Genomic DNA, 25,681 nt, shown 5'->3' on the forward strand with positions numbered 1-25,681 from the left:
CCGGTCCCTTCTCCCGTTGGTGTCGTGATCAATGCCGGTGGGCCCAGAAGTAGAAGGCGAACGACGTGCTGTTCGCGAGGTTCACCTGGAAACCACTGGTGTCGGACGCCGTGAGCGCCCACGCCTTCGGCACGTAGTTGTTGGTGAACGCCGATGGGCCGCCCGAGCCGCCGTCGCGCAGCGCGACGACGGGCCCCATGTTGGTGGCCATCGAGGTCGGCGAGCTGGGCGGCCCGTAGCGGTAGATGGCCCAGTTCGGGGACGCGGCCCCGCCCACGGAGACGGACCCGGCGGCGAACGCGTCGTATGGGGAGGTCTCGTTGGCGTCCCACACCCGGCCCCTGATGTAGAACCGGCCCGTGCTGTTGAGGTAGATGAACGTGTCGAACGACGAGCTACCGGTGGAGTACCCGAACATCGCGTAGCCCTCGGCCACGTCCAGGCCGCCGCCCTGGCGGTTGGAGAACGATGAGTCTCGAATGCCCAGCCGGACCAGGCCCGCGGCGACCTGCAGCTCCGCCCGCGCGGTCCCGGACTGGTTGGTGCCGCTGGTGATGAACGTCGTTGTCTCGCCGGGGTACCAGCCATCCTCGGCGTAGATCCTGGTGTAGTTGTTGTTGCTCGCCGGGTAGAAGCGCAGGTCCAACGTGCTGGAGTCGAGCACGAAGCGCCGGCCGGTGGCCGAACTGCGCATGACAGACCCGGTGATCGTCTTGCCGGTGATCGCGTCGGCGGCGATCGTGCTGGCGGTGACAGACCCTGCCGCCAGCTTGTCAGCCGTGATCGCCGCAGCGGCCAGGTGACCCGTCTGGATCGCCCCAGCCACGATCTTGTCGGCCGTCACAGCGTTGGCCTGGATGTGCCCGGCCTGGATCGCCAGCGCCTGAATCAGCCCGCCCGTGATCGATCCGGCGACGATCTTCGCGTCGGCCGGGATCGACCCCGAGATGATGTGCTCGGCACCGTCGATCACCTCGCCGATCAGGTCGGTGTCCACCAGCGGGTGCGTGGACGCGACCGCCCTCGCCGACTCTCCGGACACGTTGCCCGACCGGTCGAGCGCGACGAGCCAGAACTCCCTGTCGGCGTTGTAGGGGAGGCCGGGCACGACCGCGGTCCCCGCCAGCTCCAGCCACTCCACCGCTTGGCCCTCATCATCCGGGTCGAGCGGGTCACGCATCATGATCAACACCCGGTGAAAGTCAACAGGCATGCCCGTCCCAGAGCTGGTCAGCCCGTCCCAGGTGACACGGACAATCCCCAGCCGGGAGTCCACCACCGGCGTCGACGGGCTTGGCGGCGGCGTCTCGTCGTCCGGAATGGTGATGACCGCCGAGGTGGCGAGCTGCCCCTTGACCCCCTGATTGGTGGCGCGCACCCCGAACCGCCACTGGCTCTTGGGGGTCAGCGGGCTGTAGGAGATCGAGGTGCCGTCGGTGTGACCGAGCACCCGTTCCGCGCCGGTCCCGGGCGGGGTCTGCCCGATCAGCTCGTACCCGTCCACTGACAGCGAGACGCCGTTCACGTCCGTCGAGACGGGCAGCCACGACACCGTGATCAGCCCGTGCGCGTAGCCCTCCGCGTCGAGGTACGCCTGCGGATTCACCACCAGCCCGGTCGGGGCGGCCGGGACACGGTCCTTGCTCTCCGGCGCCGGCTCGCCGCCGTTCCCGCCCTCCGACACCCCGCCGGACAGGATGCCGTTCGCGCGCCGCGCGAGGCGGATGTCCCTCTCCAAGAACCGATCGTTGAGCACGAGGTTCCCGCTGATCAGCCCGTCGCCGTCCACCGACAGAGTGATCTGCCGGACGCGCAGCGCCTGCATGACCGCCTGGTCACCCGGGGCGCGGATCGTGTCACCCAGCCGGTAGTCGCGCAGCGGCAGGAACCGGGCCGCGTACGGCGTGATCTGCCGGGTGAGCTGTACCCGCTCCCCCGACGCGCGGTCGAGGGCATACTGCGCGAGCAGACGTGCGGTGCCCTCGTCCTTCACCCCGCCCTGCGACTGGACCGCCTCCCACCGCCCCCACGGCGCGGCAGCACCGGGATTGGTCACCTCGACCGACAGGCCGTCCTCGCCGGTGATGAGGATCGCCGACGCCGCGTCCTCGAACGTCGCATCGTCGGGGGCTTGGTCGACGTCCCGCCCGAGACGCAGCTCGACCGGCGCGGGCCCGGAGCCGAGCTGACGGCCGAGCACGGTGTCGGGGTTGAACACCTGCAACGTGCGGCCCTGCATCTGCCAATCACACACGCCCTGCTCGCCGAGGTTGATCAACACGGCCAGCAGATCCGTGCCCGGGTCGAGGCCGAGCGTCAGCGTGGCCGCCCACTCCTGACCATTGGAGTCCTGGACGGCGTCGAAGTCGTAGGACAGGCCGGGAAGCGTGCCGCGTCCTCTGGCCTCGTCGATCATCTGCGAGAGGATGTCGCCGACGCTGGTGGCCGGGAACTGCCTCTTCCCGTCGATCATCCCGATCGACGGGTACAAGGTCAGCTTGCGCAGCATCCAGACGTAGCCCGGCATGTCGTAGGAGCGGCTGAGCGCCTGGTCCGCGCCGTCACCTGACCTCTTGATCCGAAGGAACCGGCCGTTGGCCGGCTCCGTCCACGCCCCGCCCGCCGACCACTCCACCGCCACCTCACACGGCGAAGCGAGCCACTGCGAACCGGCCGCATGCCCGGAGTACGTCACCTTCAGACTCGGCGTGTCGTTGAGCGGCATGCCCGTCTCGAATCCGAGATGCTGCCCGAGCACCCCTAGACGCGGCCCATTTGGCTGGTAGGCGACCAGACGAAGCCCGTACCGCATCGGCTCGCCCGGGATGATGACCTGCACGACTCACCCCCTTTGGTGGTGTCATGTATGGGTGGAAGATGAGCAGCCGAAGATCACCGCTGGTGGTATGTCGCTGGACGACATAACGTTTGGCTACCTGCCCTCAGGCGCCATCAGGGCCCGCTCCATCGAGATCAATGACCTCGCGCGCTACTACGACTTCCCGGACAACGCCGCCTACCTGGCCAGCATTGGACTGCCCGCCGACGCGACGATGGATGAAGTGCAGCTTCGGCTTATGGGCCTGCACGACGTGCGTGGGGGCAGCGTGGATGGCCTCATCAACGACCTGCACCAGCGAAGTGAGGGCCGGTTTCGCCGCCTGTGGCGGCGGCGACATCGTCCGACCTCATAAGTTCACCTTCACCTGGGACTCTTGCCTTAGTTCCAGTCGTCAGCGGTAACCATGATCACCCGATCCAGCAGCTCGCCGTACCCAGCGGCACCGGACACCAGCTCAACGGGGGGCAACGTCGCTCGCTGCCCTACCCGGCTGCGCATGCCGAACAGCGAGTTCTTGAGGGACTGGTCACCACCCGGGAGGCCAGGCAGCTCAACCGGCCTCGTGGACAGCAGCTTCGGCGGAGTCGTGTACGCGGCAACGAGGACCGCCACCCACACGAACCGATCCACCGTCGGAGCAGGCACAGGATTCGGTACCCCCGGCTCGGACTCCAGCCGCCAGCGGCGATTGCCCTGCTCCGAGAACGCATCCGTGCGCGGCACCGACGAGTACACCGACATGGTGCCCAGCTCCTCCGCGTAGACGGCGACTCTCGACTCACCACCGACGAGGCCGGACGCCGGCGCGCACGTCGTCACCCACACACCATTGATCGACAGGCCCGCAGGCTGCACCAGCCGCGCCATGTACACCGCGCTGACCTCGGCCGGAGGCTGGACGGAACTCGTGCACGCGTCAGGGTGAGCAGACGACATCCAGCCGTCCCAGCCAAGCGGGGCTCCCGGAGGAGGAGGCACCATCACCGGCGTGCCCGCAGGCGGCGGCTCCTGCGGCTCCTGTACACATGAGCAGTTCACGGTGATCGAGCACATGATCTTCTACTCCTTGTCTGCCCGCTCAGACGCGAGCAAGTACCTGTCGATGTCCAACCGCATGGCCGCGATCCGTACCGGATCGGTCCGGACGCCGTCGCGTAGCACCTGCAACGGATCGGCCTGACCACGCCGGACGGCAGACCTCGATGTGGCCACCTCGCCGAAGCGCTCCTTGCAGACGGCCACCTGGCCAAGCACACGCGCCCGCGCGGAGGTGGCATCGCCCTCCAGCACAGGAAGGGCGTCCTCCTGGCCGTCGGCATGCATCGCGTGCAGCAGCGGCGTGTACAGCAGCACCTCGATCGCCTCGTCCAGCGTCTCCAGGCCGTGCTCAGCCATCCGAATCTCGAACGCCTCCTTCGGCCACGACGCGGCGAACGCCTCGCTGCCGTCGTCCAGCGGCTCGTAGAAGATGAGCCAGCTCTCCGGCCCCTCGACCACATCCGAGATCCGCCACCGCTGCACCATCACGTCACCCCATGCTGTCTCCAGGCCCACACATGCAGGGCCACCGTGAACGTGGGCGGACTGCCCAGGCTCGATTCGCTCGACCGCAGCGTGAACCCACCCGTCCCCGGGTTACGCATGTGAAATGACAACCTGTCCGGGACCGGGTTGTCGGCCGAGAACACGAGCCGCGGCGTCGACGCCAGCGTGACGGCGAACCCGACGAAGTACGTGGCCGCGGCCCCGCCCGACTCCGGCAGCGACCGCGCGAACATGAGCATCCCGGCGCCCGTCTCGAACGACCACGTGCCCCGGAACGTGGTGTAGCCCGTCGTGGATGTGCCACCCCGAGAGAACAGAAACCGGTTCAGGCGGCCTTGGATGTCGTTGTGGCCGACCTCGAGTTGTGTCGGCTGCGCGAACATGTAGCCGCCCCCGGCGAGCCCGTCGCTGGCCTGGACCATGTGCATGCGCCACTCGTCGCCGCGCTGGATGACGTAGGAGCGGCGGGTGGTGTCGGGCGACAGGCCAGACACGTGGATGATCGCGCCGTCGCTGTCGGCGTACGTGCGGGCGTAGTTCGTTCCGCTGCCCGGGTAGTAGCGGATCTCGGGGTCGGCCGCCCCGGCCGGGTTGATGATGATGCGTCGGCCGGTCACGCCGGTCGCGAGCTGGCCCACGATGCTGACCGCGCCGGACGCGGAGGAGATGAACACCGTCTGCACGCTGGAGGCGTTGTAAGCCTCCAGGCCCGAGCTGTTGAGCTCGACGCGCGCCCCTCCCGGATCCCCGGCGACGATCCGGGAGGCCAGCGCGAGCACAGCCTCCAGCTTCGCGGCGGTGATCGCCCCGGCCGCGATGTGCCCAGCGAGGATCTGACCGGCGGCGATCTTCGCCGCGGTGATCGCGTTGGCCAGGATCGCGCCGGTGGTGATCGAGTCGTTCGCGGCGTCGCCCTGGACGAGCTGCACCGCGGCGATCGTCGCGGTGGCCGAGCGCGCCGAGGTGTTGCCGGAGCGGTCGATCGCGGTGAAGGAGAACTCCCTGTCGAGCCCGTACGGCAGGCCGGGCACGATCAGCGACCCGGCCGCGTCCATGTACCCGATCTCCTCCCAGCCGGGGGCCAGCGGGTCCTGCATCCACACGAGCACCCGGTGGAAGTCGGCGGGCATCGGGGCCGCCCCGACACCGAGCCCGTCCCATGCAACGTGCACGACGCCGAGCCGGGACGCGAGCGTGGGAGCGGTCGGCACGGGCGGAGCGGTCGTGTCGTCCGGGATCGTCACCGCCACCGAGCTGGAGAAGGGGCCCTTCTTGCCCAGGTTCACCGCGCGTACCTTGAACTGGTACTGCTGCCCGACCACCAACGGCGAGAACGTCGCGTTGGTGTCGGCGGCCTCCGTCGCCGCCACCAAATACCAGGGCGCTCCGACCTCGTTGATCCGCATGAACAGCTCGTAGCCGCCCACGATCAGCGCCACGGCGTTCACGTCCTGGGTGACCGCGCCCCACGTGGCGGTCACCTGCCCTCTGGGCAGGCCGTGCTCGTCGATGTACGCGAGCGGATCGACAATCAGCCCGGCCGGAGCCGCAGGTGTGCGCGGCGTCGGCGACTCCGGCGCCGGCCGCGCACCCGACCCGCCCTCGGCCGTCGAGCCACCGACGATGCCGGCCGTGCGGCGGGCCAACCGCAGATCGCGCTCCAGCAGGCGATCGTTGAGCACCAGGTTTCCGCCGAGCACGCCCTTCTGATCGCGGGTGATCGTCATCTGCCTGACGCGCAGCGACTCCATCGCCCCGCCCTCGCCCGGCGCGAGAATGCGGTCCCCGGGACGGTAGTCCCGCCACGGCAGCCAGCGCGCGGTGTGCAGGGTGATCTGCCGCGTCCGCTGGACGCGCTCGTGCCCAACCCGCAGCAGCAGCGCCTCGGCCAGGAGGAACGCCGTCCCCGGATCAGACACGCCGCCCTGGCCGATCGCCGCCTCCCACCGGCCCCACGGAGCTTCGGCGGCCCCGTTCGTGAACGACATGCGGAACCCGTCATCGCCGACCACGAGCGCCGACGTGGCCGCGTCCTCGTAGGTGCCGATGTCGGGAGCGGCCACGATGTCACGCCCGAACCGCAGGTCAACCGGCGCGGCACCGCTGGCCAGGTCCCGCCCCAGCATGGTGTCGGCGTTGTACACCTGCAACGTGCGCCCGTTCATCCGGAAGTCGAGTGTCCCCTGCTCGGCCAGGTTGATCAGCGTCGTCAGCGCGTCGATCCCCGGCTGGTAGTAGATGGTCAACACCTTCGCCCACGGCTGGCCCGCGCTGTCGTGCGTCGGCGTGAAATCCCAGGAGACGCCTGGCACCGCGCCGCGCGCCTGCCCCTCCTGCAGGAACGTGGCCAGGATCGCGCCTGGCGTCGAACTCAGGAAAGCGCGCTTCCCGTCGGCCAGCGGAGCTGAGCCGGGGAAGAGCACCACCTTGCGCAGCATCCATGCATAGCCGGGGAGCTCGAACCGGCCCATCCCGGCCCGATCCGTGCTGTCACCTCGACGCTTGATTCGCAGGAACCGGCAATCCGGTCCCTCCGTCCAGGTCTGCCCATCGACACTCCACTCGACCGCGACCTCGACCGGCCCGTTTAGCAGGTCCGCGTTGACCGCGTTCGCGCTGGTGGACAGCATGAGCGCGGGCACGTCATTGAGGGGGCACGCGACCTCCACACCCACCGGATGCGGAAGCACCCCCAGACGGGCCCCGAAGGGAGCGTGAACGACGCACCGCAGCTCCAGCATGATCGCCCTCCCTCCCCGTTCAGGAAGCGACACAGACGATCTGAAGCACACTCAGGGCGCATGCTCACACGTAGGCCAGCCCACGAGGTCAGAACCCTTTCGCCGCACGAGCGGCTATCAGAGGCTCGCGGAAGGGCGGAGCTCCTGGCTGGCGCGTTGGCGGAACTGCCGCACAGACGGCTCAGAGTCCCACGGTTGCAGGGTGTCCAGGAAGTGCCTGACGTAAGTGAGAGATCGGGTCGAGGCCACGCGGGACAGGATGTCCACGGCGCGGTGACCGCACTCCAGCCCCTCGTCAAGCCGGCGCGCCTGAAGGTGGGCGGAGCCCACGATGGCGTTACGCATGCCGCAGGAACGTGTGTAGGTGAGTGCGGGCATCGTTGCCATCTCCTCGAAGCGCATCACCATGTGCGGCATCTCAAGGTCACGATGGATCTCGGTGGCGTCGGCGGCCAGCCGGGCATGGGTGAAGAAATCGATCCAGGCAGGGTCGCCATCGTCCACGTGGGCCCGGCCGAGCAGGGTTTCTGACTGGGCCAGCGCCAGCGCGGCGGCACGGCGGGCGTGGCTGTGTCCGTGCAGGCGGGCCGCGCGAGCGTGCGCGCGAGCCTCGACCAGCTTGAAGAACGCCAGGGTGCGGGGAGTGGCCCGATCCCGGGCCCGCTCGTAGGCGCCCTGCGCCATGTCGATGGCGTCGTCCACGTGGTCGTTGAGCCCGGCCTGCAAGGACATCGAGGCCAGGATGTAGCCGCCCAAAGGCACATCGCCGGCGGCACGGGCCAGGCGCAGAGCCTGAATGTAGTGCCGCTGGGCGCCGGCTTGGTCGCCGACGTCCCACGCCGAGTAGCCGGCCAGCCGGCCGAGCTGGGCGGTGGCGCCGAACAGCTCGCGGCCCACGGCGTCGGTGTAGGTGCCCTTCAACAAAGGGATCGCGCGGTCGCGCAGGCAGGCGGCCACCAGGGAGGAGCTGAAGGAGCCGCCCCCGTATTTGGAGTCGATGTGGCGGGCGTGCTCGGCCGCGTCATGTAGTTCGGCGAGGTCAGCGGCGCCGACGCGGCGGCCACGCGACTGGGAGGGGCGCAGGGCGGCGTCAGCGTCAGCGGGCTGGATCAGCCACCGGGTGCTGGGCGTGGCGAAGGCCGCAGCGGCGAAGGCGAGGCGGCTGAACGTGCGGCGGTTCACCTGGTCCCCCAGGGTCCACCAGGCGGCGGCGGTGTCGATCGCGCGGGGAAGCTCACGAGGGAAATCCAACCCGATTTCGGGGGAGGCTGTCGCCGGTTGCGGCATGCCGATTTCGGCCACGCTGATGGGCCGGCCGAGCCGTTCGGACAGGGCGGCCGCGATCGCCTGCGGAGTCGGCCAGCGCGGGATCATCCCGCAGATCCAGTTGGCGACCGAGGTGTGGGTGTAGCAGGCGACCTTGCCCTGGGACTGGCAGTGCTGATTCACCCGGGCGGCCAGCGCCTTGTGGCTGGCGCCGGACTCGGTGATCAGCTTCTCCAGCGCGAGGTTCGGGGCGTGTCCAGATGCGACCACGATGCCTCCTGGAGGCTCGGCGATGCGATCCCGCGAACGTGCCCATACCGTAACGCCGACGGCGCAGCCGGTGAACCTGAACGGCGATCTGTGGGCCCCCTCGTGTGCCCTCCCGCCGGTCGCATGGCTCCGGTTCCGTGGAAGGCACCAGCCGGCCCCACCTGAATCGGCCGGCACCCACGAACGAGGAGGTGAGCGCGCATGTCCCTGCACCAGCTCGCGGGCATGACCGTGCTCGTCACAGGAGCCGGAGGACTGATCGGCAGCCGCCTGACGGCGCAGCTACGCCGGATCGGCGCACGCCCGGTCTCCCTGTGCAAGATCGACGCCTACCCCAGGGCCGTCTACCACGACCACTTCGGGATCAGCCTGGACGACCCCGACTTCCACGTCGGCGACATCGCCGAGCCCGGCGTCGTGGACAAGCTCATCGACGGCTGCGACTACGTCATCCACGCCGCCGCTCTGGCCGACGTCGCCGCCTGCACCCGGCGCTCGGTGGACGCCATCAAGACCAACGTCATCGGCACCCAACGCGTGCTGGAGGCAGCCGCTGCCACGCCAAGCGTGCGCCGGGTGGTGTTCGTCTCCTCCGCCAGCGTCTACGGCAACCAGCCGCCGCGCGAGGACGGATTCGCCCGGTTCACCGAGGACGCGGCCCTGCACCCGGTGTCGATCTACGGCACCACCAAGATGTGCGGCGAGAACCAGACCACCACCGTCCTGGGCGAGGCGGGCACCTCGCACGCGATAGTCCGCTACTTCTCCGTCTATGGGGAGCCGCAGGTCGTCAAAGAGAACTCACACAGCTGGGTGGTGGCCTGGTTCTGCATGCGCGCCGCCCTCGGGCTGCCGCTACACCTCAATGGCGGCGGGCGCCAGGTGCGCGACATGGTCCACGTGAACGACATCGCCACCGGCACCCTGCACGCCCTGGTCGCGCCAGCCGCCCACAACCAGATCCTCAACATCGGCACCGGCACCGGCACCACGATCCGTCAGATCGCCGACCTGGTCCGCTGCCACTACCCGGACGCCACTGTCATCGACACACCCCGCCCGCCCGGCGACCCGCTCGGCGGATACGCCTGCACCCGGCGCATGACCGAGCTGCTCGGCTGGCAGCCCGGCATCACGATCACCGAGGGTGTCGCCCGGTACGCGGCCTGGCTCACGGACAATCCCTCGGCCATCCCCGCCTGGCTGCGTCAGCCTGCCGCCGCCTGACCGCCCCTTCGTCCTGGCCGCCCCCCTGGGTGGCCCTCGCCCCGGGAGAGACGCCCATGCCCGCCTGCCCGCAGCCTGCCCTGTCGCTCCGTGAGGCAGCCCTGCAACGGTGTCTGCCGCGCCACCAGGTTATGGACCAATCCACCCTGAGCTGGATCGGGGCGAACAGGCCCACCGAGACGGCCCGCACCGTGGCCGTGCCCGATCACCCCGTGCCTCTGCTGCCCAAGGTCGCATGGTTCGCCCGGGAGCAGGCCGCCGAGGGCATCCACGGTGTGCGCCACAACGCGCGGGTCTGCCTGCTGGCGGACCTGCTGGCCCAACATCTCGGCCTGGACGACGATCATCGCGCGGCGCTGCGTCTGGCGGCGGCCGTCCACGACTGCCGCCGCCACGATGACCAGACCGACCCGGAGCACGGGCAGCGGGCCGCCCACTGGCTCGCCCGCCATCACCAGGTCGTCACCGCCTCGTTCGGCCTGCATCTGCCGGCCGAGGCGGTGACCGCAGCCGGCTTCGCCGTCAGCGTGCACAACGTCGACTACACCGTCTTCTCGTCCGCCCAGCGCGAGGTGTACGCGCGGGCCCCGCGGCTGACCGACCTGCTCAAGGCCGCCGACTGTCTCGACCGCTACCGGCTGCCCCTGGACCCCTGGTGGCCCGACCGCACTCGGCTGCGCGTGGACGTGCCCGCCTGGATGTACGGCGTCGCCTTCGACCTGATGCTGGCCAGCGAACAGGCCCGCCTCGTCGGCGCCACACACCACGAAGCGATCGCAGCCGGCCGCCACACCATCTCCCACCTGCCCTAGGAGTCCGTCGTCATGGACCATGACCTGTCCACCGTCACCGCCCCTGCACCCACCGACCCGGTCTGGCAGGACGCGCACACCGACTACAGCCCCGGCCACCCGCCGCGCCCGGCCCCCCGCGGCCTGGCCGCCGACGACACCGAATGGAGCACCTATCTCCAGCAGCACACCCCCAACGGCTGGCTCATGCGCGCCGGCTCGCTGCTGGAGACACTGGCCAGCGGCCGGCCGATCTACCTCATGCACACCACCGCCAACCTGAACGCGATCCGCGCCAGCGGCCAGCTCTACCAGGCCCCCGGCTGCATGGTTGGCGCCCTGTACTGCGTCCTGCTCACCCCCGGCCCCGCCGGACTGCGGCCCCACAACCTGGGTGCGTGGTTGCTGGCGAACAAGGCCCACCGCGACATCCTGATCATCGAGGTCACCCCCGGCGGCCCTGTCCCGGCCAAGGGGATCGACTACCTGCGGCTGGGCGCCGTGCACCTGGCCTCCTACGTCGATCACCGAGCCTTCCTCACCCCGGCCGAGGACGATCATCTGCGCGCGGCGGCCGTGCAGCGGATCCGGCAGGCCGCGACCGTGCTGGACATGCTGGTCCGGAACGCGTGCGGGGCCGCCACGCCGGCCGACCGGTTCCTCGACCAGGTCGCTGGCGCGGTGCCTCTGGTGCCCTTCCTGGGCTACCTGTACTTCGAGGCGGTGTCGGAGTACCTGATGCTGCATTCGACCAGCCGCCAGACCCGCGCCTGCGCCGAGGTCGGGGAGATGAACACCCTGCTGTCCAAGGACCTGGCCTTCGCCGCGGTGGACACCATGGGCGAGCTGTTCGACCTGGCCCTGTTCCAGCCCGGCCACGCCCGGCTCCGCGAGCTGATCGGGCAGGTCGAGCCCGGCCTGGTCGACGGCGCAGCGGAGTACGTGCGCCGCCGCCTGGCGCACCTGTTCGCCTGCGTGGCGCTGGACCCCTCCCAGGACGCCACTGCGGTCACCTTCGCTCAGGCCACCTTCGACACGCTGGCATGGGCGGCACCGGGGCTGCTGGGGCAGATGGTCTTCCGGCTCCTGCGCACCAGCCCCCGCTACCCGCAGCTGTACCCGGTGTTCGAGCAGCCCAAGGCGACCGGCGCGTCCGCGTTCTGGACCGCCCACGGCATCCCCGCGCCGTTCAACGGGGTGATCCCGAAGGGCGAGATCGGCCTCAACATGGCCTGGCCCGCCGGCGCCCGAATCTGGACCGCCGACGTCAACGAGGGCGTGCTCCACCCCGCCGAGGAACTGCCCCTCACCCTGGTGCCTCGCCTCTCGGATCTGCGCGACACGGCGTTGGGCCGGGCCCGGTTCACGCTCCCCGACAGCGAGCAGCAGCGCAAGCACTGACCCCAGACCCCGATCTCCGCTCGCCTGAGAGCGGGCCGCCGCCTGAGGTAGTCTCAGCCCTTTCCCTTCCCTGCACCGAATGTAGCCGGAGGGCAGTGTGCCCTCCGGCCCGAGGGACAGAAAGAGCGAGGTGGACGTGACGCTCGGCCGATGCACCCACAACCTCGACATTCAAGACGACGTCGTGGTCAAGCGCTACACCTCTTGGGAGAGAGGCGAACCGGGCCGAGAGTGGGCAGCTCTCACGCTGCTGGGCGAGCACGCGCCCAACCTCGCACCCGCGCCCATCCAGGCCGCGCTGGAGGCAGACCCGCCCATGATCGTGATGAGCAGGCTGCCCGGCCACGTCCTACGCGGCCAGCACGCCACCGGCGAACAGCTCACGGCGATGGCCGCTGCCCTGACCCGGTTGCACCAGATACCGACCGCCGCCGTGGAAGCCATCGCGCCTGCCGCCTGGGGGCCTGCCGCCGCCGTGCACAAGACCCGAGCATGGGCCGAAAAACAGCCGGACCTCGGCGACGATCCTCTTGTGCAGGAGGCGTTCCAGGCCGGGGCCGCGTGGCTGGCCTCTACCGCCCCCGACAAGCTCATGGTCAACCCACTGCCTCCCGTCCTCGGGCTGGCCGATGGGAATCGGGCGAACTACCTATGGTCGCCTAGCGAGGGTCGGGTGCGGCTGATCGACTGGGAAGACTCGGGCCGCAACGATCGAGCGTTCGAGCTCGGCGAGGTCTGCGAACACATCTCCCGTCTCGACGGCACCTTGGACGCAGACCAGCTCCTGTCCCACATCGACTTGGCCTCGGGAGAAGCGGCGCGGGTACGTGACTTCCGGCGCCTGATCGCGCTGGGCTGGTTTCTCCAGCTCGGCCCTCACGGGCCAGCAACCCCGCACAACCCGCCCGGCACCCTCCAGGCCCAGGCCGAGCGGGTTCTCTTGCTGCTCAACTGAGACTGCCCATGCGACCGCTGGCCATCTGCGTAGCCGCTGGAGGACTTAGCGCCCCTCGATCGCCAGCATCGACCGCAGGTCCGCCACAGCCGGGCGGGCCTGCTCGCCGAGCGGTACCGCACGGAGCACCATACGGCCCGTCTCTCGGACGTGGTTGGTCCGGAACTCGGCAGGCAACGAATCGATCACCCCCGCTGCGATCCGGGCGCCCTCATCCACCCCTCCGAGAGCCGCAGTGCTGATCGCCTCGTGGAGCCGCGCGTTCACGCGATATTGGTAAGAGCCTTCAGGGATGATGCTCAGCACCTTGTCCCGGGCAGCATCTGCAGCAGCTTCGTCACCGGCATAGGCGGCTACCCAGCTCTCGGCGAACGGGATCTGGTCCGGCTTGAAGAAGTCCCACCGATCGGCGACGACGCCGCGGTGCATGTGGTCATGCAGCGCGTGGAGGGTCGCGGTCGCCTCTGCTGGGCGGTTGAGAAGGGCGAGTGCCTTGGCCTGAGCGGTCATCAGCCGCGGCCACGGCCGGCGTGTGAGACGCCGGGCGTGCTCGATCAACCGGAGTACGGTTTCAGGCTCCCGCTGGCCGTACAACCCGTGAATCGCCTCTTCGCCGCGCACGAGCAGGCTGAGCTCCAAGTCGCGGGAGGCGTCGGCGGTCTTCTTCGCGGTGCTCCACCACCTGATAGCGCTCCCGTGTTCGCTCATCCGGGTGAGGGCGTTGGCCTGGATGCTGGCCAGCATCGCCGCCACCCGGTGAAGCTCAGTGAGTTCTTCACCGCGGGCGATCTCCATCTGCTGCCGCAGCACGTACAGATCGATGGACAGGTCTCTCACCACCTGCGCGGGTGGGCGGGTGCGCAGGGCGTGAAGGTGGTCAGCGCGGGCGATGTCCCAGTCTTCGGCGCTGCGGTCTGGTGTGGTGGTCAGGTCCAGGCCCTGGCGGACGATCTCGTCGAAGCCGAGGACACTTGCCGCGCCAGCGGCAAGTCCGAACAGCGCTCGGCGTTTCGTGGCGTCCTCCCCGTCGTCCGCAGCGTGCATGCCAGCCATATCAAGAGTAGGCACAAAACCCATCTGATCGGTAGGAGCACCAACTGCGGCATTTCGCGCGCCTGGCGCATCCGCCACGAAAGCCTCAACCAGTTCACCGTGCGCCCCGAGAGCGTGGTCCAGCGACACCGCCGTCTTAAGTGATGGATTGGCGGTGCCTTTCTCCAGCATGGTCACGTAGCTGGGGCTGATGTGCCCGCGCCGCGCGAACGCGCGCACGGACGCTTCGCCGCGTAGCCGCCGCAAGACATCACCGAACCGTGCGCCCATCGACCACCCCTGCCGGTGCTGTGCGTTCACCGGTGTTCAGAGTCCGTGAACGGCAGTGAACGGCTGTGAACGCGAACCCTCTAGTCCTGGTTTCCTGTGACGGCCACGCTACTCCTGCGGCGGTAATCGCCCAACCGAATCGCCTTTTGAGATGGGCGGAATCTGCGCGAATACGGCACCATTCTCATCCGGAGCACACCTCATGCTGTCTGCAAAAGAACCATTAATCACGGTCTATGCCTGGCGTGTCCGCAGCGACGCCGATCGCGAAATTTCAGGTGTGACGGACGATCAGGGAAAGGCCCTCGGCGACATGCTCGGCGCATTCGCCGAACTGCCAGGCATGCCCCTCCGAGCAGACCTGCGGATCGTCGGCGTTAACCCCCGTGAGGTGGCAGTGCAGTACCGCCGCACCCGGACCCTAGTCCTTGCCCAGCGGTCGCCCACGCATCCGACGATGGCCCCCTCGACGCTGCCTGAGCTGGTGGGATGACATGGACCAGCTTCTCCCCACCACCAGAAGCCAAGCCCTGCAGTACACCCTCAACGCTCAGGTCCAGAATTGGCGCAAGCTCGTGCTGTCCCGCCTAGCCGCACGAGACGTCAACGGCCGGCTCGCCGAGCTCGCGTGGATGTCGGCCATCACCTTCACGGCCTACGACAGCCAGATGGCCAGCGCCGGGCGCCTCCTCCTGCACGACATGCCCATCCCCCAGGTGCTCGGCGCGCTCGGCGCGCGCGACGTCCCCTCGCTGCTGGCCCTGTGGAGGCCGTGGGCCGCCCACCAGAGCGAACTGTTCCGGCTGGGGCGCGGGGTGCTGTCGCCGCAAGACGCAGACCACGTGACCGCCCTGCTGACGACGAACAACATCAGGCCGCACTCAGGAGAGATCGCATGAACGGCAGTCGAGCCTTCCGCAATTGGGGTCACCTGGAGAACGCCAGAGCGGCCGTCGATCCGATGCTGTTCGCGCCGATCAGACCCGGTGAGGAGAACGGCCTCGAATTTCTGCCGATCAAGGGGGCTGAGGGAGTCGTCGCGCTCCGCCGCCCACAGAGCCCTGATGAGGTAGTGATCGTCGCCTTGCTGGAGCTCGCGACGCTGATGAACATCATGCCGCAGCCCTAGCTCACCGTCGTTCGGCATCCCTTTCGCAGTCCGATGCCGGACGGGCCCGTCGGTTCGCGCGACGGGCCCTCCTTCGCAGCTCACCCATGCGGAGGGAGTGGCCAGGGCAGGAGATAAGCCGCCTCCTGATCCTGGCCACTCACAGAGTCACCCCGCACGCACCGCCGCCATCGGCTGCCGCTGTGTGCGGTCAACAAGCGCCAATCGTCTCCAACGGAAGGACCCAGCATGTCACCCGAACAGCTCCTGGCCGAGCGGGTCAACGACCACATCGAGTTCTCCGATCCCCGCGTCGATGACGGGCCCACGGTGATCGCGTCGCTCGACGAGTGGGGCGCGTTCCTGCTCGCCCTCCAGGAGGACAAGCCGACCCAGGGCGCCGTGCGGACGAGGATCGACGACACGGGTGTGGTGAGCATCTGGCACGTCCACGGCAAGGACGCTCCGGTCACGCTCGCCGCCCCGGATTGGGCCGAGTTCGTCGCCCTTGTCAAGCAGGGCGAGTACGACATCGAGCGGCTGCCCCGCCAGGCCGCTCAGTCGGCCTGACCGGCACCACAGCAGGAAGGGCCGCAGCGTACTCGGGGACGCTGCGGCCCTTCCCCGTTCTATGGCTGTATCAGCGCAGCGCGATCAGCGGGGTCATCCCGAAGGCTTGCCACTGGCTGAGTTCCAGCACCGCAGGGGGCTCGTCATGCTGCATGCTGACCCAGCAGGCGTCGGCGATGAACGGGGCAACAGCCGACTCAGGCTTGTACGCCGCCACGCCGCCGTTCTCCATGAGCCCCACGGACAGCACGACGTGCACCCATCGTCCCTCCGAAGCGGCGGGGACCACCTCGTACAGTGGCGATGCGGCCCACCCGGCCCCGAAACCAGCAGCCGTCGCCGCCGTACCGGCCACCGGAACGGCCGGCTGGCCGTGGCCCGATTCGTAGATGGCGGCCCGCCAGGTGCCGGTCGTGGTCTGGGTGTTGCGGAGGGCGGTCCAAACGGTCTCGATCGTCTGGCCAGCAGGCACGTACATCATGACCGCGTACGAACCCGGCGTGTCACCGGGAGGGCTGATCAGGCGGTCCTTGGCCAGCCAGGTGGGCACCGTCTGCGCGAACCCCCACTGGAAGAGTGCGCTCTCCAGGTGGTAGTGCGGCTCGGGCGGGCCGGACAGAGAGGGTGCGGCGTCGATAGCGGTGTCGTGCATGGATCTCCTCACAGGAACGAACGACGGGCCCGGATCTCAAGCCCGGATGCCGATGTGGTGGACGTGGCGGTCGCAGTCACGAGAACGGCGCGGGAGTGCGGGTCACCCACGGCGATCGCGGGCGTCAGGTGCAGCCAGCGGAACGCGCTCCCCGGCCCCGTGGCGACGATGCTGCCGGTCACGTCCGTCCCGGACGTGAAATCCCAGGTATCGGAGGTGACGAGCCGGGCCCGCATCTGCCCGCAGTCGATGAGCAGCCGCTGCCCCGCCAGCAGGCCGGAGGAACGGCCCACTGTGCCGCCGCTCGCGACGTCGGTCATCGACGGGTTGACGGCCGGACCGGTGACGCGCAGGACCGCGTCCACGATCGGGCCAGTGCTGCCCGCGAGCGGGGTCACCAGCTGGCTGGCCGCGTTCGCCCCCCCGGCCCAGGTGACCTCGGCCGGGTCACGCCAGTACACGCCGGGGATCTTGCAGACGGCGGTGAGCCGGGCCCGGGCCGCTGAAGTGTTGATCTCCGGCTCGGACACCGCTTCCACGGTGATGCCCGCGACGCGCACGATGCTGCCCGCCGTGTAGGTGAGCTGCATCAGCCGGTGCCGTACCCCCAGCATGGCCGAGACCGCTTCAAGATTGTGCTCTAGCTGCTCGAACCCGCCATCGGCCCCGGCCGGGGTGCGGCCGGTCACGCCGAGGACGAGCGGCAGTGTCGTGGTCTCCAGGTCCAGCCCGTACACCGGCAGCTCGCCGGCCACCCCCGGAACCGTGATACTGACCGACCTCGCGCCGGGGATGGGGCGGCGTTTCGTCCCTACCTTGGCCCGCCAGCACCCGGCCGGATGATCGAGCGGTACTCCGTCGAGGTGATACATCGGCATCTACAGCACCCCCAACATTCCCGCGTAGGCCAGGCCCCGGTTGACGGTCTCGCTGGTCGGCTCGGCAACCGGGTTGATCGCCGTCACCTGGATGGTCACCGGACCGCCCGGCCGGTCGTGTGTCCCGGTCACGGCCCGGCCGGTTGAGCCGATGTCCACGCTCAGCTCCGGCCGGAACGACCGCTCCAGGTCCCCGGCGATCCTGCTCGCGGTGGCCAGAACCGTACGAGCCGAGTTCTGCATGCCCTGCGCCATGCCGAGCATCGTGAAGTGGCCGATCTCCGCGAACAGCGTGGAGGGCGAGTTGATGCCCATCGCCTGCCGCACCCAGTCCGGCAGGATGTTGCGGAAGAAGTTCCAGATCACGTCCCGGAACCACCCGGCCGCCGCCTGGATGCCGTTCCACAGCCCTTGCAGGAGCTGCCAGCCGAGGTTGTCAATGACGACCAGGAACTCCAAGATCGCGCGGCCGGCCGTGCCGATCGCGCCCACCAGGTCGCCGCGCAGCAGTGCCGCCGCGGACTGCACCAGCGTGATCAGCGGTGGCAGCAGCGTCGTGACGAGCTGCAGCAGCGGCGGCAGCAACGGCAGGATCACCGGCAGCAGCTCCGCGACGGTGCCGACCAGCGTGATCACCGCGGGCGTCACCTGCACCAGCGCCTGCAGGAGGACCTGGCCGAGCTGCCCGCCGACCTGGGCGAGCAACGCGATCACCGGGCCGAGGATCGGCACCAGCCCGGTCACGAGCTGCGCGGTCAGCGCAGCGAGCTGCGGCAGCAGCGGAGCCACCGCGGGGATCACACTAGCTGCTAGCACAACCGCTAGCGCACCTAAGAGCGGGAGCATCGGAGCCAGTTCCCGGGCCGCGAGCGCGAACGCCGCGACCAGCAGGTTCAGCGACGGGAGGCTCGCCTGCACGGCGGCCGCGAGGACCTCGGCGACGAGCGCGGCAAGCTGGCCGACCACCGGGAGCAGCGGAGCGACCGCGACCATGATCGACGAGAACGCCGTGGCGAGCGGCACCAGAGCGGGCGCGACGGCCTGGACCGCCTGTCCGAGCGCGGCGAAGATCGCCGACACCCCGGGGAACAGTGCGGCCAGTGCGGGGACGACTGCCTGAATCGCGGCGGTCAGGATGGGCCCGATCTGCACGGCGAGCGCGGCCACGAGCGGCGCGAGCAGGCCGACCCCTTCGGCGACCGCGACGAGTGCGGGCGCGAGCGCCGACCCCATCTGTCCGAGCGCGACGAAGATCGCCGTCAGGGTCTGCTGACCGGCCAGCGAATTGACCCACACCGCGATCCGGTCCAGGACCGTACCGAGGACGCCGAGCGCGTCGCTCCCGGTCGCCCGCATGGCCGCGAAGACGCCGGACACGATGTCCCACACGTCGGACGCGATCCCGCCGAGCTGACGCAGGACCTGAACGGCGCCCTCCATCCAGGCCAGAGCCCGCCCCGAGTCGGCCGCCCGTGCCAGGAAGTCGCCGAACCGGACCGCAAGCTGGGCCAGCTCGGGCGCGAGCCCGGCCGCGAACTGGGCGCCGACCTGCGTGATGCGGGCCAGCCCGGTCAGCACGGGATCGATCGCGACGGCCAGCTCATCGACCGCGCGCCGCAGGGCCGCGAACACCGTGGTGATCGCGGACACGGCGACACTCGACCGGGCGAACTCGGCGACCCGCACAGCAGCGCTGGCGATCGCGCTAGCTACGGACGACATGCCGATCGCGAGCGGGCCGACGAGCACGTCCGCGAGCGCTGTGAGCTGGCCCGCGAGCGGCGCGAACAGCGCGTCCTGAACGAAGTTCCGCACCGCGAGCAGGACGGGCCGCAGTTCTCGCAGCTCCCGGACCGCTGCCTGCGCGGCCGGGGACAGGCCGGAGATGGCCTCCTCGAACTTCTTCTGGTCCGCTCCCAGAGCGGCCTCGAAGGCGTCGCCCACCCCGGACAAGGCCACGGTCAGGGTGAGGAGCCCGGCCGCGCCGAGCGCTGCCGCGCCCGGAAGCGCCGCGACCAGGCCGACAGCGGGAGCGAGCGCCGCCCCGAGCGAGATCACGCTGTTGGTGACCGCGCCGGCGGCGGCGGACAGGATCGCCATCCGGGCCGCCGCGGCGACGACCTCGACGCCCATCCGGGCCACGGACGTGGTGATCCCGGCCACGGAGGTCCGGAACCGGCGTGACGCCTGCTCGGCGTCGCCGACCGCGCGTCGTAACCGGGCGGCGAACGACTGGTCGCGCAGGTCGATCGTGACGAACAGCTCGCCCACGTTGATCGCCATGTCTCCACCTCCTGTGGGGTCCGGAAGGGAGGTGGAGCCAAGGCGACGATTGCGCCGGTCAGGCCAGGCCGAGCACCGCGGCGTACTGGAGGCCCTTGTTGACCGACTTGCTGGTGGGTTCGGCCTGCGGGTAGTTGTTCGTGACGTGCACGGTGGTGCGGTTGCCAGAGCTTCCCGGCACCATCCCCGGCGTGAGCGTCGCCACTGGACGGGGGGTGAACGCCTTGGAGAGCTGGCCGGCGATCCCGGACGCCCGCGCGAGCACCTTCGGCGCGGCCTGGGCGATGCCCTGGTCGAGCCCGGCCACGGTGTTGACGCCGATGTCGGCGAGGACCTGGCTCGGCGACTTCATCTTCAGCGACTTCTTGATCTGCGCGACGAGGGCGTTGGCGATGTCACGCATCGCGGCCTCGATCGCCTTCTTCTGCGAGACGATGCCGGTCAGAAACCCCTTGCCAGCGTTGCGGCCGGCGTCGAACATCGCATCGGCGGCGGCGCGCCCGGCCTGCTTGGCGGCCTTCTCGATCATCCCGTACGTCGAGTTGATCGACTTGAAGGTCGCCGAGTCGGCCTGGAGGATCGCCTGCCCGAGTTCGGTCCCGGCGTCGGGCCCGGCCTCGATGATCTGCTGCAGAAGCCCCTTCGACAGGCCGCGCTTGGCCAGCTTCTTTATCGTGTTCGCCCACGTTTTGACCTGCGCGAGCCGGGACTTCAGCCCTTCCTGGATCTTCTCCGCGCTGACCGGGTTCTGCTCCGAGAACCCCATGCTCGACAGGCTCGCGAACTGGCGGCCTTGGTCGGCGATCTGCTTGGCGTACGCCATCGCGTCGGCCAGGACCTTGACGATCGTCTCGCGCTCCTTGGCGAGCTTGGCCAGCTCGCCGTTCCCGGAGCGGATCGACTCGACCAGGTGGTCCTTCACGCCGGAGGTGATCTTGCCGGACTTGAAGGCGTTCACCACGGCGTCGACCATGCGGCCCGCGGTGTCCTTGATCTTGGACTCTTCGCCTTGGAGGCCGAGCAGCCAGCCCTTGGCGGTGTCGGAGCCGATCGCCATCATGACCTTCGACGGCGAGGCGATGCCGAGCAGCTTCTTGATCCAGGAGATGAAGCCGGAGAAGAGGTTGCTGACGCTGGAGGTGAAGGAGTTCCAGGCGTTGACGAACCCCTCTTTGATGCCGTTGACCAGGTCTTTTCCGAGATCCCACAGCTTTTTGAAGGCGCCGGTGATGGTCTCGCCGAACTGTTTGACGCCGTTCTTGATCGTGTCCCAGGCGCCCTGGAAATCGCCCGTCAGGACCTTGGCCAGGGCCGTGACGATGCTGATCACCAGCGGCAGCACGGACGTTCCCAGCTCGATCAGCGGCGGCAAGAACGGCGTCACCGCGCCGACGATCTTGGTGAAGATCGACGCTAGCCCGAGCAGGATCGGCGACAGCGCCGTGATGAGCTGCACCAACGGCGGCAGCAGACTCGTGGCGAGCTGCATGATCGGCGGCAAGATCGGCAGGATAGCCGAGATGAGCTGGCCGAAGATCTGCGCGAGCTGCGTGAAGATCGGCGACAGCGCCGTGATGGCCTGCTGGATGGTCTGCCCGAACAGCACGGCCATCTGCGAGATCGGCGGCAGCAGAGGAGTGATCGCCCCGACCAGGATCGTGATCGCCTGAACCAGCACGCCACCCAGCGCGGCCGCGATCTGGCCGACGACCGGGATCAGCGGCGCGATCGCCGGGACAAGCCCGGTGATCAGCTGCGTCGCGAGCTGAGCGATCGGCGGCACGACCGGTAGCAGGGCCATGACGAGCTGCCCGAACGCCTGCGCGATCTGGCCGATCACCGGCCGGAGCTGCGTCAGCATCGGAGCCAGCGCCGAGGTCAGGGTCTGGCCGACCTGGACCAGCACCGGGACAAGCGACGCGGCGAAGACGGCCACGAGCTGAAGCACGGGCGGCAGCAGCGGGATCAGCGCGGCGGCGAGCTGCGCGAACGACGCGACCAGCACACCGATCGACGGCCCGAGCTGGACCAGAACCGGCCCGAGCTGCCCGGCCAGCGTTTGCGCGATCAAGGTCAGGCCCGACATGAGCGGACCCGCCAGCGACCCCGCTAGCGTCACCAGAGCACCGAGCAGAGGAGCGACCGCCTGGAGCAGCCCACCGAGTCCAGTGATCAGGGTGGCCAGCAGGCCGGAGTTCTGGCCCAGCGCGGCCGAGATCGGCGCCAGGAAGCCGGCGAGCTGCGACCCGAACTGGCCGAGCTGTCCGGCGACCGCCGCCAGCATCGGGGTCACCGCCGCGACCACGCCCTGGATGGCGGGCAGCATCGGCCCGAGGAACTGCCCCAGCCCGGCGGTGAACTGGGTGATCAGCGGCGCGATCTGCTGGAACATCTGCTGGAGCGCGGGCGCGATCTGGGTGGAGAACATGCTCTTGAGCGACCCGGCCGCCTGCGTCAGCGGACCTTGCAGGACCGATGCGGCCTGCGCCAGGTCGGCCTGGACGGATTTCTTCATGTCCGCGAACGCGGCCTTGACCTTCGCGCTCTCCATCGCGGCTTTGATGCCGATGACCGCGATCCCGGCTGTGATCCCCGCGAAGACGCCGGCCAGCACGCCGCCCGCCGCGACCCCTGCCGCGCCCATCCCGACCAGCGCGAGCCCGGTCTTGCTGGCCAGTCCGAGCATCATCGGCGTGGCCGACAAGGACGTGGTGCCGAACTGCAGCAGGCCGGTGCTCATCGTGGCCAGCGCCCCGCGCACGGTCAGCGACGACAGCCGGACCAGGCCCGAGATGACCGTCCACGCGGTGTGCGCCCGGCGCAGGTTCGTCACCGCGCCGGAGATCCGGTCGTACGCTTGGGAGATGCGGTTGCGGGCCTCCTGCGCGGACGCCCACATGCCGCGCACCCCGGCCGCGATCCCGGCGGCGGCGGCCTGCACGCGGGGCCGCAGCGCGTCGACGGCCTTGCCGACCGCCATGGACGCTAGCTGGAACGCTAGCGCGACCGGGGAGAAGCCGAGCATGGCCGCGCGCAGCCCGGACATCTCGCCGTTCATCACCTTGCGGGCGATGATCACGGCGGCGGCCAGCAGCGCCAGGACCGCGATGACCTTCAAGAATGAGCGGCTGGATTCGGACTCGAACAGCCGCGAGGTGAACCCCATGATGCCCATCGCCTGGCCGAACACGCCGGCCACCGCGGACACCTTGGAGATCGCCCCCGACAGACCCCCCAGACTGCCGAGCACCCCGGAGACGACCTCGCCCAGCCGGGTGCCGGACAGGGCGGCGTTGATCGCCATCTCAGCCAGCGCGAGCCCGGCCTCCTTGGCGGCCGAAGCGACCGCGTCGCCCATCCTGGCCCCGGCCGCCGTCATGGCGTCCATGACCGCGCCGAACAACGGGCTCGCCGCGCGGGCCTTCGCGACCGCCGACGACAGCGTGCTCGACACCCGCTCCCTCAGATCGAGGGTGATGAACAGTTCGCCCACGTTCAGGCCCACAGCCGAACCTCCTCACCTGGTCACTGCTTGTCAGGGGTGAGGGCGCGGGCAATCCGCGTGTCAGCGTCGAGCAGGCCGAGAACGCGGGTCCGCAGCCACCGCCAGGACCGGCCTTCCAGCGACGCGGGCGTCTCCAGGTCGATGCCGTAGACGGAGTGCAGGTCGCACTCGATCAGCGCCCATCGGCTCAGGAGGTCTTCCCAGCCGACCGCTTGCCCGTCGCCTTGGTGGGCCGGGTCAGGCTCGTACCACTCGTAGAGCCCCGTGATGGCGTCGAAGTCGCCGCCTCCGCCTTCGGGGCTTCGGATTCCGGGCCGGCGTCCCAGAACTTCGCCGCGGCTTCCTCATCACCGGCGATCCAGAGGAACGCGGTCACGCCGGCGTGCTTGAGCCGCGGCCACGACACCTTGTCGGCTCGCATCTCGTCATAGGCCGCGCCCAGGACACGCTGGTACAGGTCAACCTCGCCCGCGTCGTCGAGCTGCGCGGCGTCCACCTCCTTGCCGTTGGCGGCCGCGATGCCTGCGGTCATGAGCCGCTGGCAGAGCAGGCCGGTGTCGGCGTCCGGGGGCGGGACTCGGTAGGTCTTGCCGCCGATCGGGAGCGGCAGCGAGTCGTCGAAGAACTCGTCAAGATCACGGAACTTGGCCATGGGTCACGCCGCCGGGTTCGTGATCTCGACCGGCGCGCTCTGCCCCACGAACTCGATCTCGAAGGGCTCCAAGTCGGTGGTCTTACCACCGCTGCCCTTGTAGTCCACGGTGGCGGTACCGGTGTAGGCGTCTGGCGCCCCGTCCCGCCTGTACCAGCGCACCTCGACGGACGCTTCCAGACCGACGACCCGGCCGGCGCGGCGGACGTAGTCCTGGCCCGGGTCAGGCACGAACGTGGGCGAGGAGTCGTCGCGCTTGCGGTTGCCTTTCGTCTTCAGCGTCCACGCCCTCTGCGTGGCCACCTCGGACGCCCAGCCGTCGCCGTCGAAATCCGAGTCGTCCTCGGTCTTGGTCTTGATCTCCTCCTCGAACGAGGTCAGGCCCCGGATCTTCGTCCAGGTCGCCGAGGCGTCGGGCGTGGTGTTGACCTCCACGACCCAGTCCTTGGCCAGCAGGGATCGCCATCCCATAGGGGTGCCTCCTCAGGCATGCGAGAAAGCCGCTAGCTGAACCGCTAGCGGATAAGGAAGAAGGTCAGTCGCGGTGGCGCGTCGGCCAGTGCACCGTCAGCTCGTAGGAGTCGGCCCGCTCCCACCGGCCGGAATCGTCTCGGCCCAGCGGGGCGACGATGCGCCGTTGCGCGAGCAGCACGAACACGCCCGTCACCAGCCGGGTGTCGGCCAGGCCGTGCACCTGGTCGTAGACGCCGTCGGCAAGGTCGTCAACGAGGCGCGGGTCAGCGCCGCCCCGCATGCGGGCCTGGACCTGCACGACGGTGTCGGCGTTGACCGGGTCGTCCAGGCTCGTGCCCGTGCCGTACATGGCCAGCGCGATCGCGCCGTCCGGGGACGGCGGCAGCCCGCCGATCGTCAGCGCGGTCTGCGCCGACGTGTAGACGCCGTCCGGGTCCCAGTCCCCGACCCCGCCAGCGGCGAGGAGCTGAGCGAGCCCGGTCAGCAGCTTGCGGGAGAAGCCCGGCGGCGGCGCGGTCACGACAACGCCCGCTCGATCGCCGCCGCGATGATCCGCTCGATGACCTCGGCCTCCTCGCGGGCCGGGTTCTCCAGGTACTTCCACTCGCGGCCGGGCAGGTGGTTCAGGTTCGGCGTCTCGTGCTGGTACACCGCGTACGGCGTCCCGTAGGAGACGGCCGCGCGCAGCTCCGACCGGTCCACGCTGGTGGCGCCCGACCGCTCCAGGTCGCCAAACTCCAGCGGCACCCGCTGCCGGGACACCTGAAGGACGTGCTCGGCGGACAGCTCCAGGCCCTGCACGGCACCGGCCTTCCAGCGCGCGTTGATCTCGGCCGGGGTGTGGCCCGGCCGCCACTCTTCCGACCTCATTTGCACACCACCTCCACGTGGTCAGGGGTGGGCAGTCGGCCGCCGTCGCGGTTGAAACTCGCGATGGCGATCATCTGGCGGCCGTTGGCGGTGATCCGCGAGCCTGCCGGGCAGCGCGTGCCCGGCAGGAAGAAAATCGTGGTGTCGCTGACGACTTCGGTTCCTTCGTCGTCGCGGACCATCCGCCGCTCGTCATCGATCAGGCACGGCTCGTCCTCGATCGGCGGCTCATACAGTGGCCCGTACGCGCCGTTGCCGCGGAACGGCTCGATCGTGGCGGTGTGCGGCAACACCCACTGCGGCAGCGAAGTCCCCATGGTTCCTCCCC

General features: G+C 69.5%; 24 protein-coding genes. 9 read left to right on the forward strand and 15 right to left on the reverse strand.

Translation table 11 applies throughout. The annotated features are described in order from the left end of the window. Nucleotides 1–28: 28 nt before the first annotated feature. Nucleotides 29–2,839 carry a hypothetical protein gene (locus tag ACIA8R_RS43780; RefSeq protein WP_397043555.1) on the reverse strand — a complete coding sequence of 937 codons (2,811 nt, stop codon included), beginning with the start codon at nucleotides 2,837–2,839 and terminating at the stop codon, nucleotides 29–31. A 31-nt stretch (nucleotides 2,840–2,870) separates the two neighbouring features. Between ACIA8R_RS43780 and ACIA8R_RS43785 the strand changes: the two genes are divergently transcribed. Continuing rightward, complete coding sequence (locus ACIA8R_RS43785) at nucleotides 2,871–3,194, forward strand: hypothetical protein (protein WP_397043557.1); 324 nt, start codon at nucleotides 2,871–2,873, stop codon at nucleotides 3,192–3,194. A gap of 26 nt (nucleotides 3,195–3,220) precedes the next feature. On the opposite strand, the gene ACIA8R_RS43790 is transcribed toward ACIA8R_RS43785, so the two are convergent. From ACIA8R_RS43790 to ACIA8R_RS43805, 4 genes are all read right to left on the reverse strand, one after another. Next, complete coding sequence (locus ACIA8R_RS43790; protein WP_397043559.1) at nucleotides 3,221–3,895, reverse strand: hypothetical protein; 675 nt, start codon at nucleotides 3,893–3,895, stop codon at nucleotides 3,221–3,223. A 6-nt stretch (nucleotides 3,896–3,901) separates the two neighbouring features. After that, nucleotides 3,902–4,369, reverse strand: coding sequence for a hypothetical protein (locus ACIA8R_RS43795; protein WP_397043561.1), 468 nt, complete (start codon nucleotides 4,367–4,369; stop codon nucleotides 3,902–3,904). Further along, nucleotides 4,366–7,128, reverse strand: coding sequence for a hypothetical protein (locus tag ACIA8R_RS43800; RefSeq protein ID WP_397043562.1), 2,763 nt, complete (start codon nucleotides 7,126–7,128; stop codon nucleotides 4,366–4,368). Before ACIA8R_RS43800 ends, ACIA8R_RS43795 begins: the two co-directional genes overlap by 4 nt. Before the next feature lie 117 nt (nucleotides 7,129–7,245). Beyond that, on the reverse strand, nucleotides 7,246–8,664 hold the full coding sequence (locus ACIA8R_RS43805) for a sporulation protein (RefSeq protein ID WP_397043564.1): 1,419 nt from the start codon (nucleotides 8,662–8,664) through the stop codon (nucleotides 7,246–7,248). A gap of 201 nt (nucleotides 8,665–8,865) precedes the next feature. On the opposite strand from ACIA8R_RS43805, the gene ACIA8R_RS43810 reads away from it, so the two are divergent. The 4 genes from ACIA8R_RS43810 to ACIA8R_RS43825 all read left to right on the forward strand — a co-directional run bounded on the left by ACIA8R_RS43810 (nucleotide 8,866) and on the right by ACIA8R_RS43825 (nucleotide 13,038). After that, nucleotides 8,866–9,891: an NAD-dependent epimerase/dehydratase family protein gene (locus ACIA8R_RS43810; RefSeq protein ID WP_397043566.1), complete on the forward strand. Its 1,026-nt coding sequence runs from the start codon at nucleotides 8,866–8,868 to the stop codon at nucleotides 9,889–9,891. 131 nt (nucleotides 9,892–10,022) lie between these two features. After that, nucleotides 10,023–10,703, forward strand: a complete 681-nt coding sequence (locus tag ACIA8R_RS43815; protein ID WP_397043568.1) for a hypothetical protein — start codon at nucleotides 10,023–10,025, stop codon at nucleotides 10,701–10,703. 12 nt (nucleotides 10,704–10,715) lie between these two features. Further along, on the forward strand, nucleotides 10,716–12,083 hold the full coding sequence (locus ACIA8R_RS43820; RefSeq protein ID WP_397043569.1) for a hypothetical protein: 1,368 nt from the start codon (nucleotides 10,716–10,718) through the stop codon (nucleotides 12,081–12,083). 130 nt (nucleotides 12,084–12,213) lie between these two features. Further along, complete coding sequence (locus ACIA8R_RS43825; RefSeq protein ID WP_397043571.1) at nucleotides 12,214–13,038, forward strand: phosphotransferase; 825 nt, start codon at nucleotides 12,214–12,216, stop codon at nucleotides 13,036–13,038. Between the two features lie 45 nt (nucleotides 13,039–13,083). Here the strand turns inward: ACIA8R_RS43825 and ACIA8R_RS43830 are convergent, their stop codons facing one another. Further along, entirely contained in the window at nucleotides 13,084–14,391 is a 1,308-nt protein-coding gene (locus ACIA8R_RS43830) for a helix-turn-helix domain-containing protein (RefSeq protein ID WP_397043573.1), read from the reverse strand. 172 nt (nucleotides 14,392–14,563) lie between these two features. Here ACIA8R_RS43830 and ACIA8R_RS43835 point away from each other — a divergent pair, with 172 nt between their 5' ends. From ACIA8R_RS43835 to ACIA8R_RS43850, 4 genes are all read left to right on the forward strand, one after another. Further along, entirely contained in the window at nucleotides 14,564–14,854 is a 291-nt protein-coding gene (locus tag ACIA8R_RS43835) for a hypothetical protein (protein WP_397043574.1), read from the forward strand. Between the two features lies 1 nt (nucleotide 14,855). Further along, nucleotides 14,856–15,260 (forward strand): hypothetical protein, encoded by a 405-nt coding sequence (locus tag ACIA8R_RS43840; protein WP_397043576.1) that lies wholly within the window; start codon nucleotides 14,856–14,858, stop codon nucleotides 15,258–15,260. Beyond that, nucleotides 15,257–15,490 carry a hypothetical protein gene (locus ACIA8R_RS43845; protein WP_397043578.1) on the forward strand — a complete coding sequence of 78 codons (234 nt, stop codon included), beginning with the start codon at nucleotides 15,257–15,259 and terminating at the stop codon, nucleotides 15,488–15,490. The genes ACIA8R_RS43840 and ACIA8R_RS43845 overlap by 4 nt, the downstream gene beginning before the upstream one ends. Before the next feature lie 228 nt (nucleotides 15,491–15,718). Further along, complete coding sequence (locus tag ACIA8R_RS43850; RefSeq protein WP_397043580.1) at nucleotides 15,719–16,039, forward strand: hypothetical protein; 321 nt, start codon at nucleotides 15,719–15,721, stop codon at nucleotides 16,037–16,039. Nucleotides 16,040–16,109: 70 nt separating this feature from the next. On the opposite strand, the gene ACIA8R_RS43855 is transcribed toward ACIA8R_RS43850, so the two are convergent. The 9 genes from ACIA8R_RS43855 to ACIA8R_RS43895 all read right to left on the reverse strand — a co-directional run bounded on the left by ACIA8R_RS43855 (nucleotide 16,110) and on the right by ACIA8R_RS43895 (nucleotide 25,670). Further along, the gene (locus ACIA8R_RS43855; protein ID WP_397043582.1) at nucleotides 16,110–16,691 is read right to left on the reverse strand and encodes a hypothetical protein; all 582 of its coding nucleotides are present in this window, start codon (nucleotides 16,689–16,691) and stop codon (nucleotides 16,110–16,112) included. An 8-nt stretch (nucleotides 16,692–16,699) separates the two neighbouring features. Further along, a complete protein-coding gene (locus tag ACIA8R_RS43860; RefSeq protein WP_397043584.1) occupies nucleotides 16,700–17,446 on the reverse strand; it encodes a hypothetical protein in 747 nt (248 codons plus the stop codon). Between the two features lie 123 nt (nucleotides 17,447–17,569). Further along, nucleotides 17,570–19,852, reverse strand: coding sequence for a hypothetical protein (locus ACIA8R_RS43865; protein ID WP_397043585.1), 2,283 nt, complete (start codon nucleotides 19,850–19,852; stop codon nucleotides 17,570–17,572). Nucleotides 19,853–19,910: 58 nt separating this feature from the next. Continuing rightward, the gene (locus tag ACIA8R_RS43870) at nucleotides 19,911–23,357 is read right to left on the reverse strand and encodes a hypothetical protein (RefSeq protein ID WP_397043587.1); all 3,447 of its coding nucleotides are present in this window, start codon (nucleotides 23,355–23,357) and stop codon (nucleotides 19,911–19,913) included. A gap of 187 nt (nucleotides 23,358–23,544) precedes the next feature. After that, nucleotides 23,545–24,009: a hypothetical protein gene (locus ACIA8R_RS43875; protein WP_397043589.1), complete on the reverse strand. Its 465-nt coding sequence runs from the start codon at nucleotides 24,007–24,009 to the stop codon at nucleotides 23,545–23,547. Nucleotides 24,010–24,012: 3 nt separating this feature from the next. Next, a complete protein-coding gene (locus tag ACIA8R_RS43880) occupies nucleotides 24,013–24,480 on the reverse strand; it encodes a phage tail tube protein (RefSeq protein ID WP_364335529.1) in 468 nt (155 codons plus the stop codon). A 64-nt stretch (nucleotides 24,481–24,544) separates the two neighbouring features. Continuing rightward, nucleotides 24,545–25,003 carry a minor capsid protein gene (locus ACIA8R_RS43885; protein ID WP_397043591.1) on the reverse strand — a complete coding sequence of 153 codons (459 nt, stop codon included), beginning with the start codon at nucleotides 25,001–25,003 and terminating at the stop codon, nucleotides 24,545–24,547. Then, the gene (locus tag ACIA8R_RS43890) at nucleotides 25,000–25,353 is read right to left on the reverse strand and encodes a hypothetical protein (protein WP_397043593.1); all 354 of its coding nucleotides are present in this window, start codon (nucleotides 25,351–25,353) and stop codon (nucleotides 25,000–25,002) included. The genes ACIA8R_RS43885 and ACIA8R_RS43890 overlap by 4 nt, the downstream gene beginning before the upstream one ends. Continuing rightward, on the reverse strand, nucleotides 25,350–25,670 hold the full coding sequence (locus ACIA8R_RS43895; RefSeq protein ID WP_364335523.1) for a hypothetical protein: 321 nt from the start codon (nucleotides 25,668–25,670) through the stop codon (nucleotides 25,350–25,352). The genes ACIA8R_RS43890 and ACIA8R_RS43895 overlap by 4 nt, the downstream gene beginning before the upstream one ends. Between the last annotated feature and the right edge of the window lie 11 nt (nucleotides 25,671–25,681).

The organism is Nonomuraea sp. NPDC051191 (assembly GCF_044455665.1).
Lineage (GTDB): Bacteria > Actinomycetota > Actinomycetes > Streptosporangiales > Streptosporangiaceae > Nonomuraea.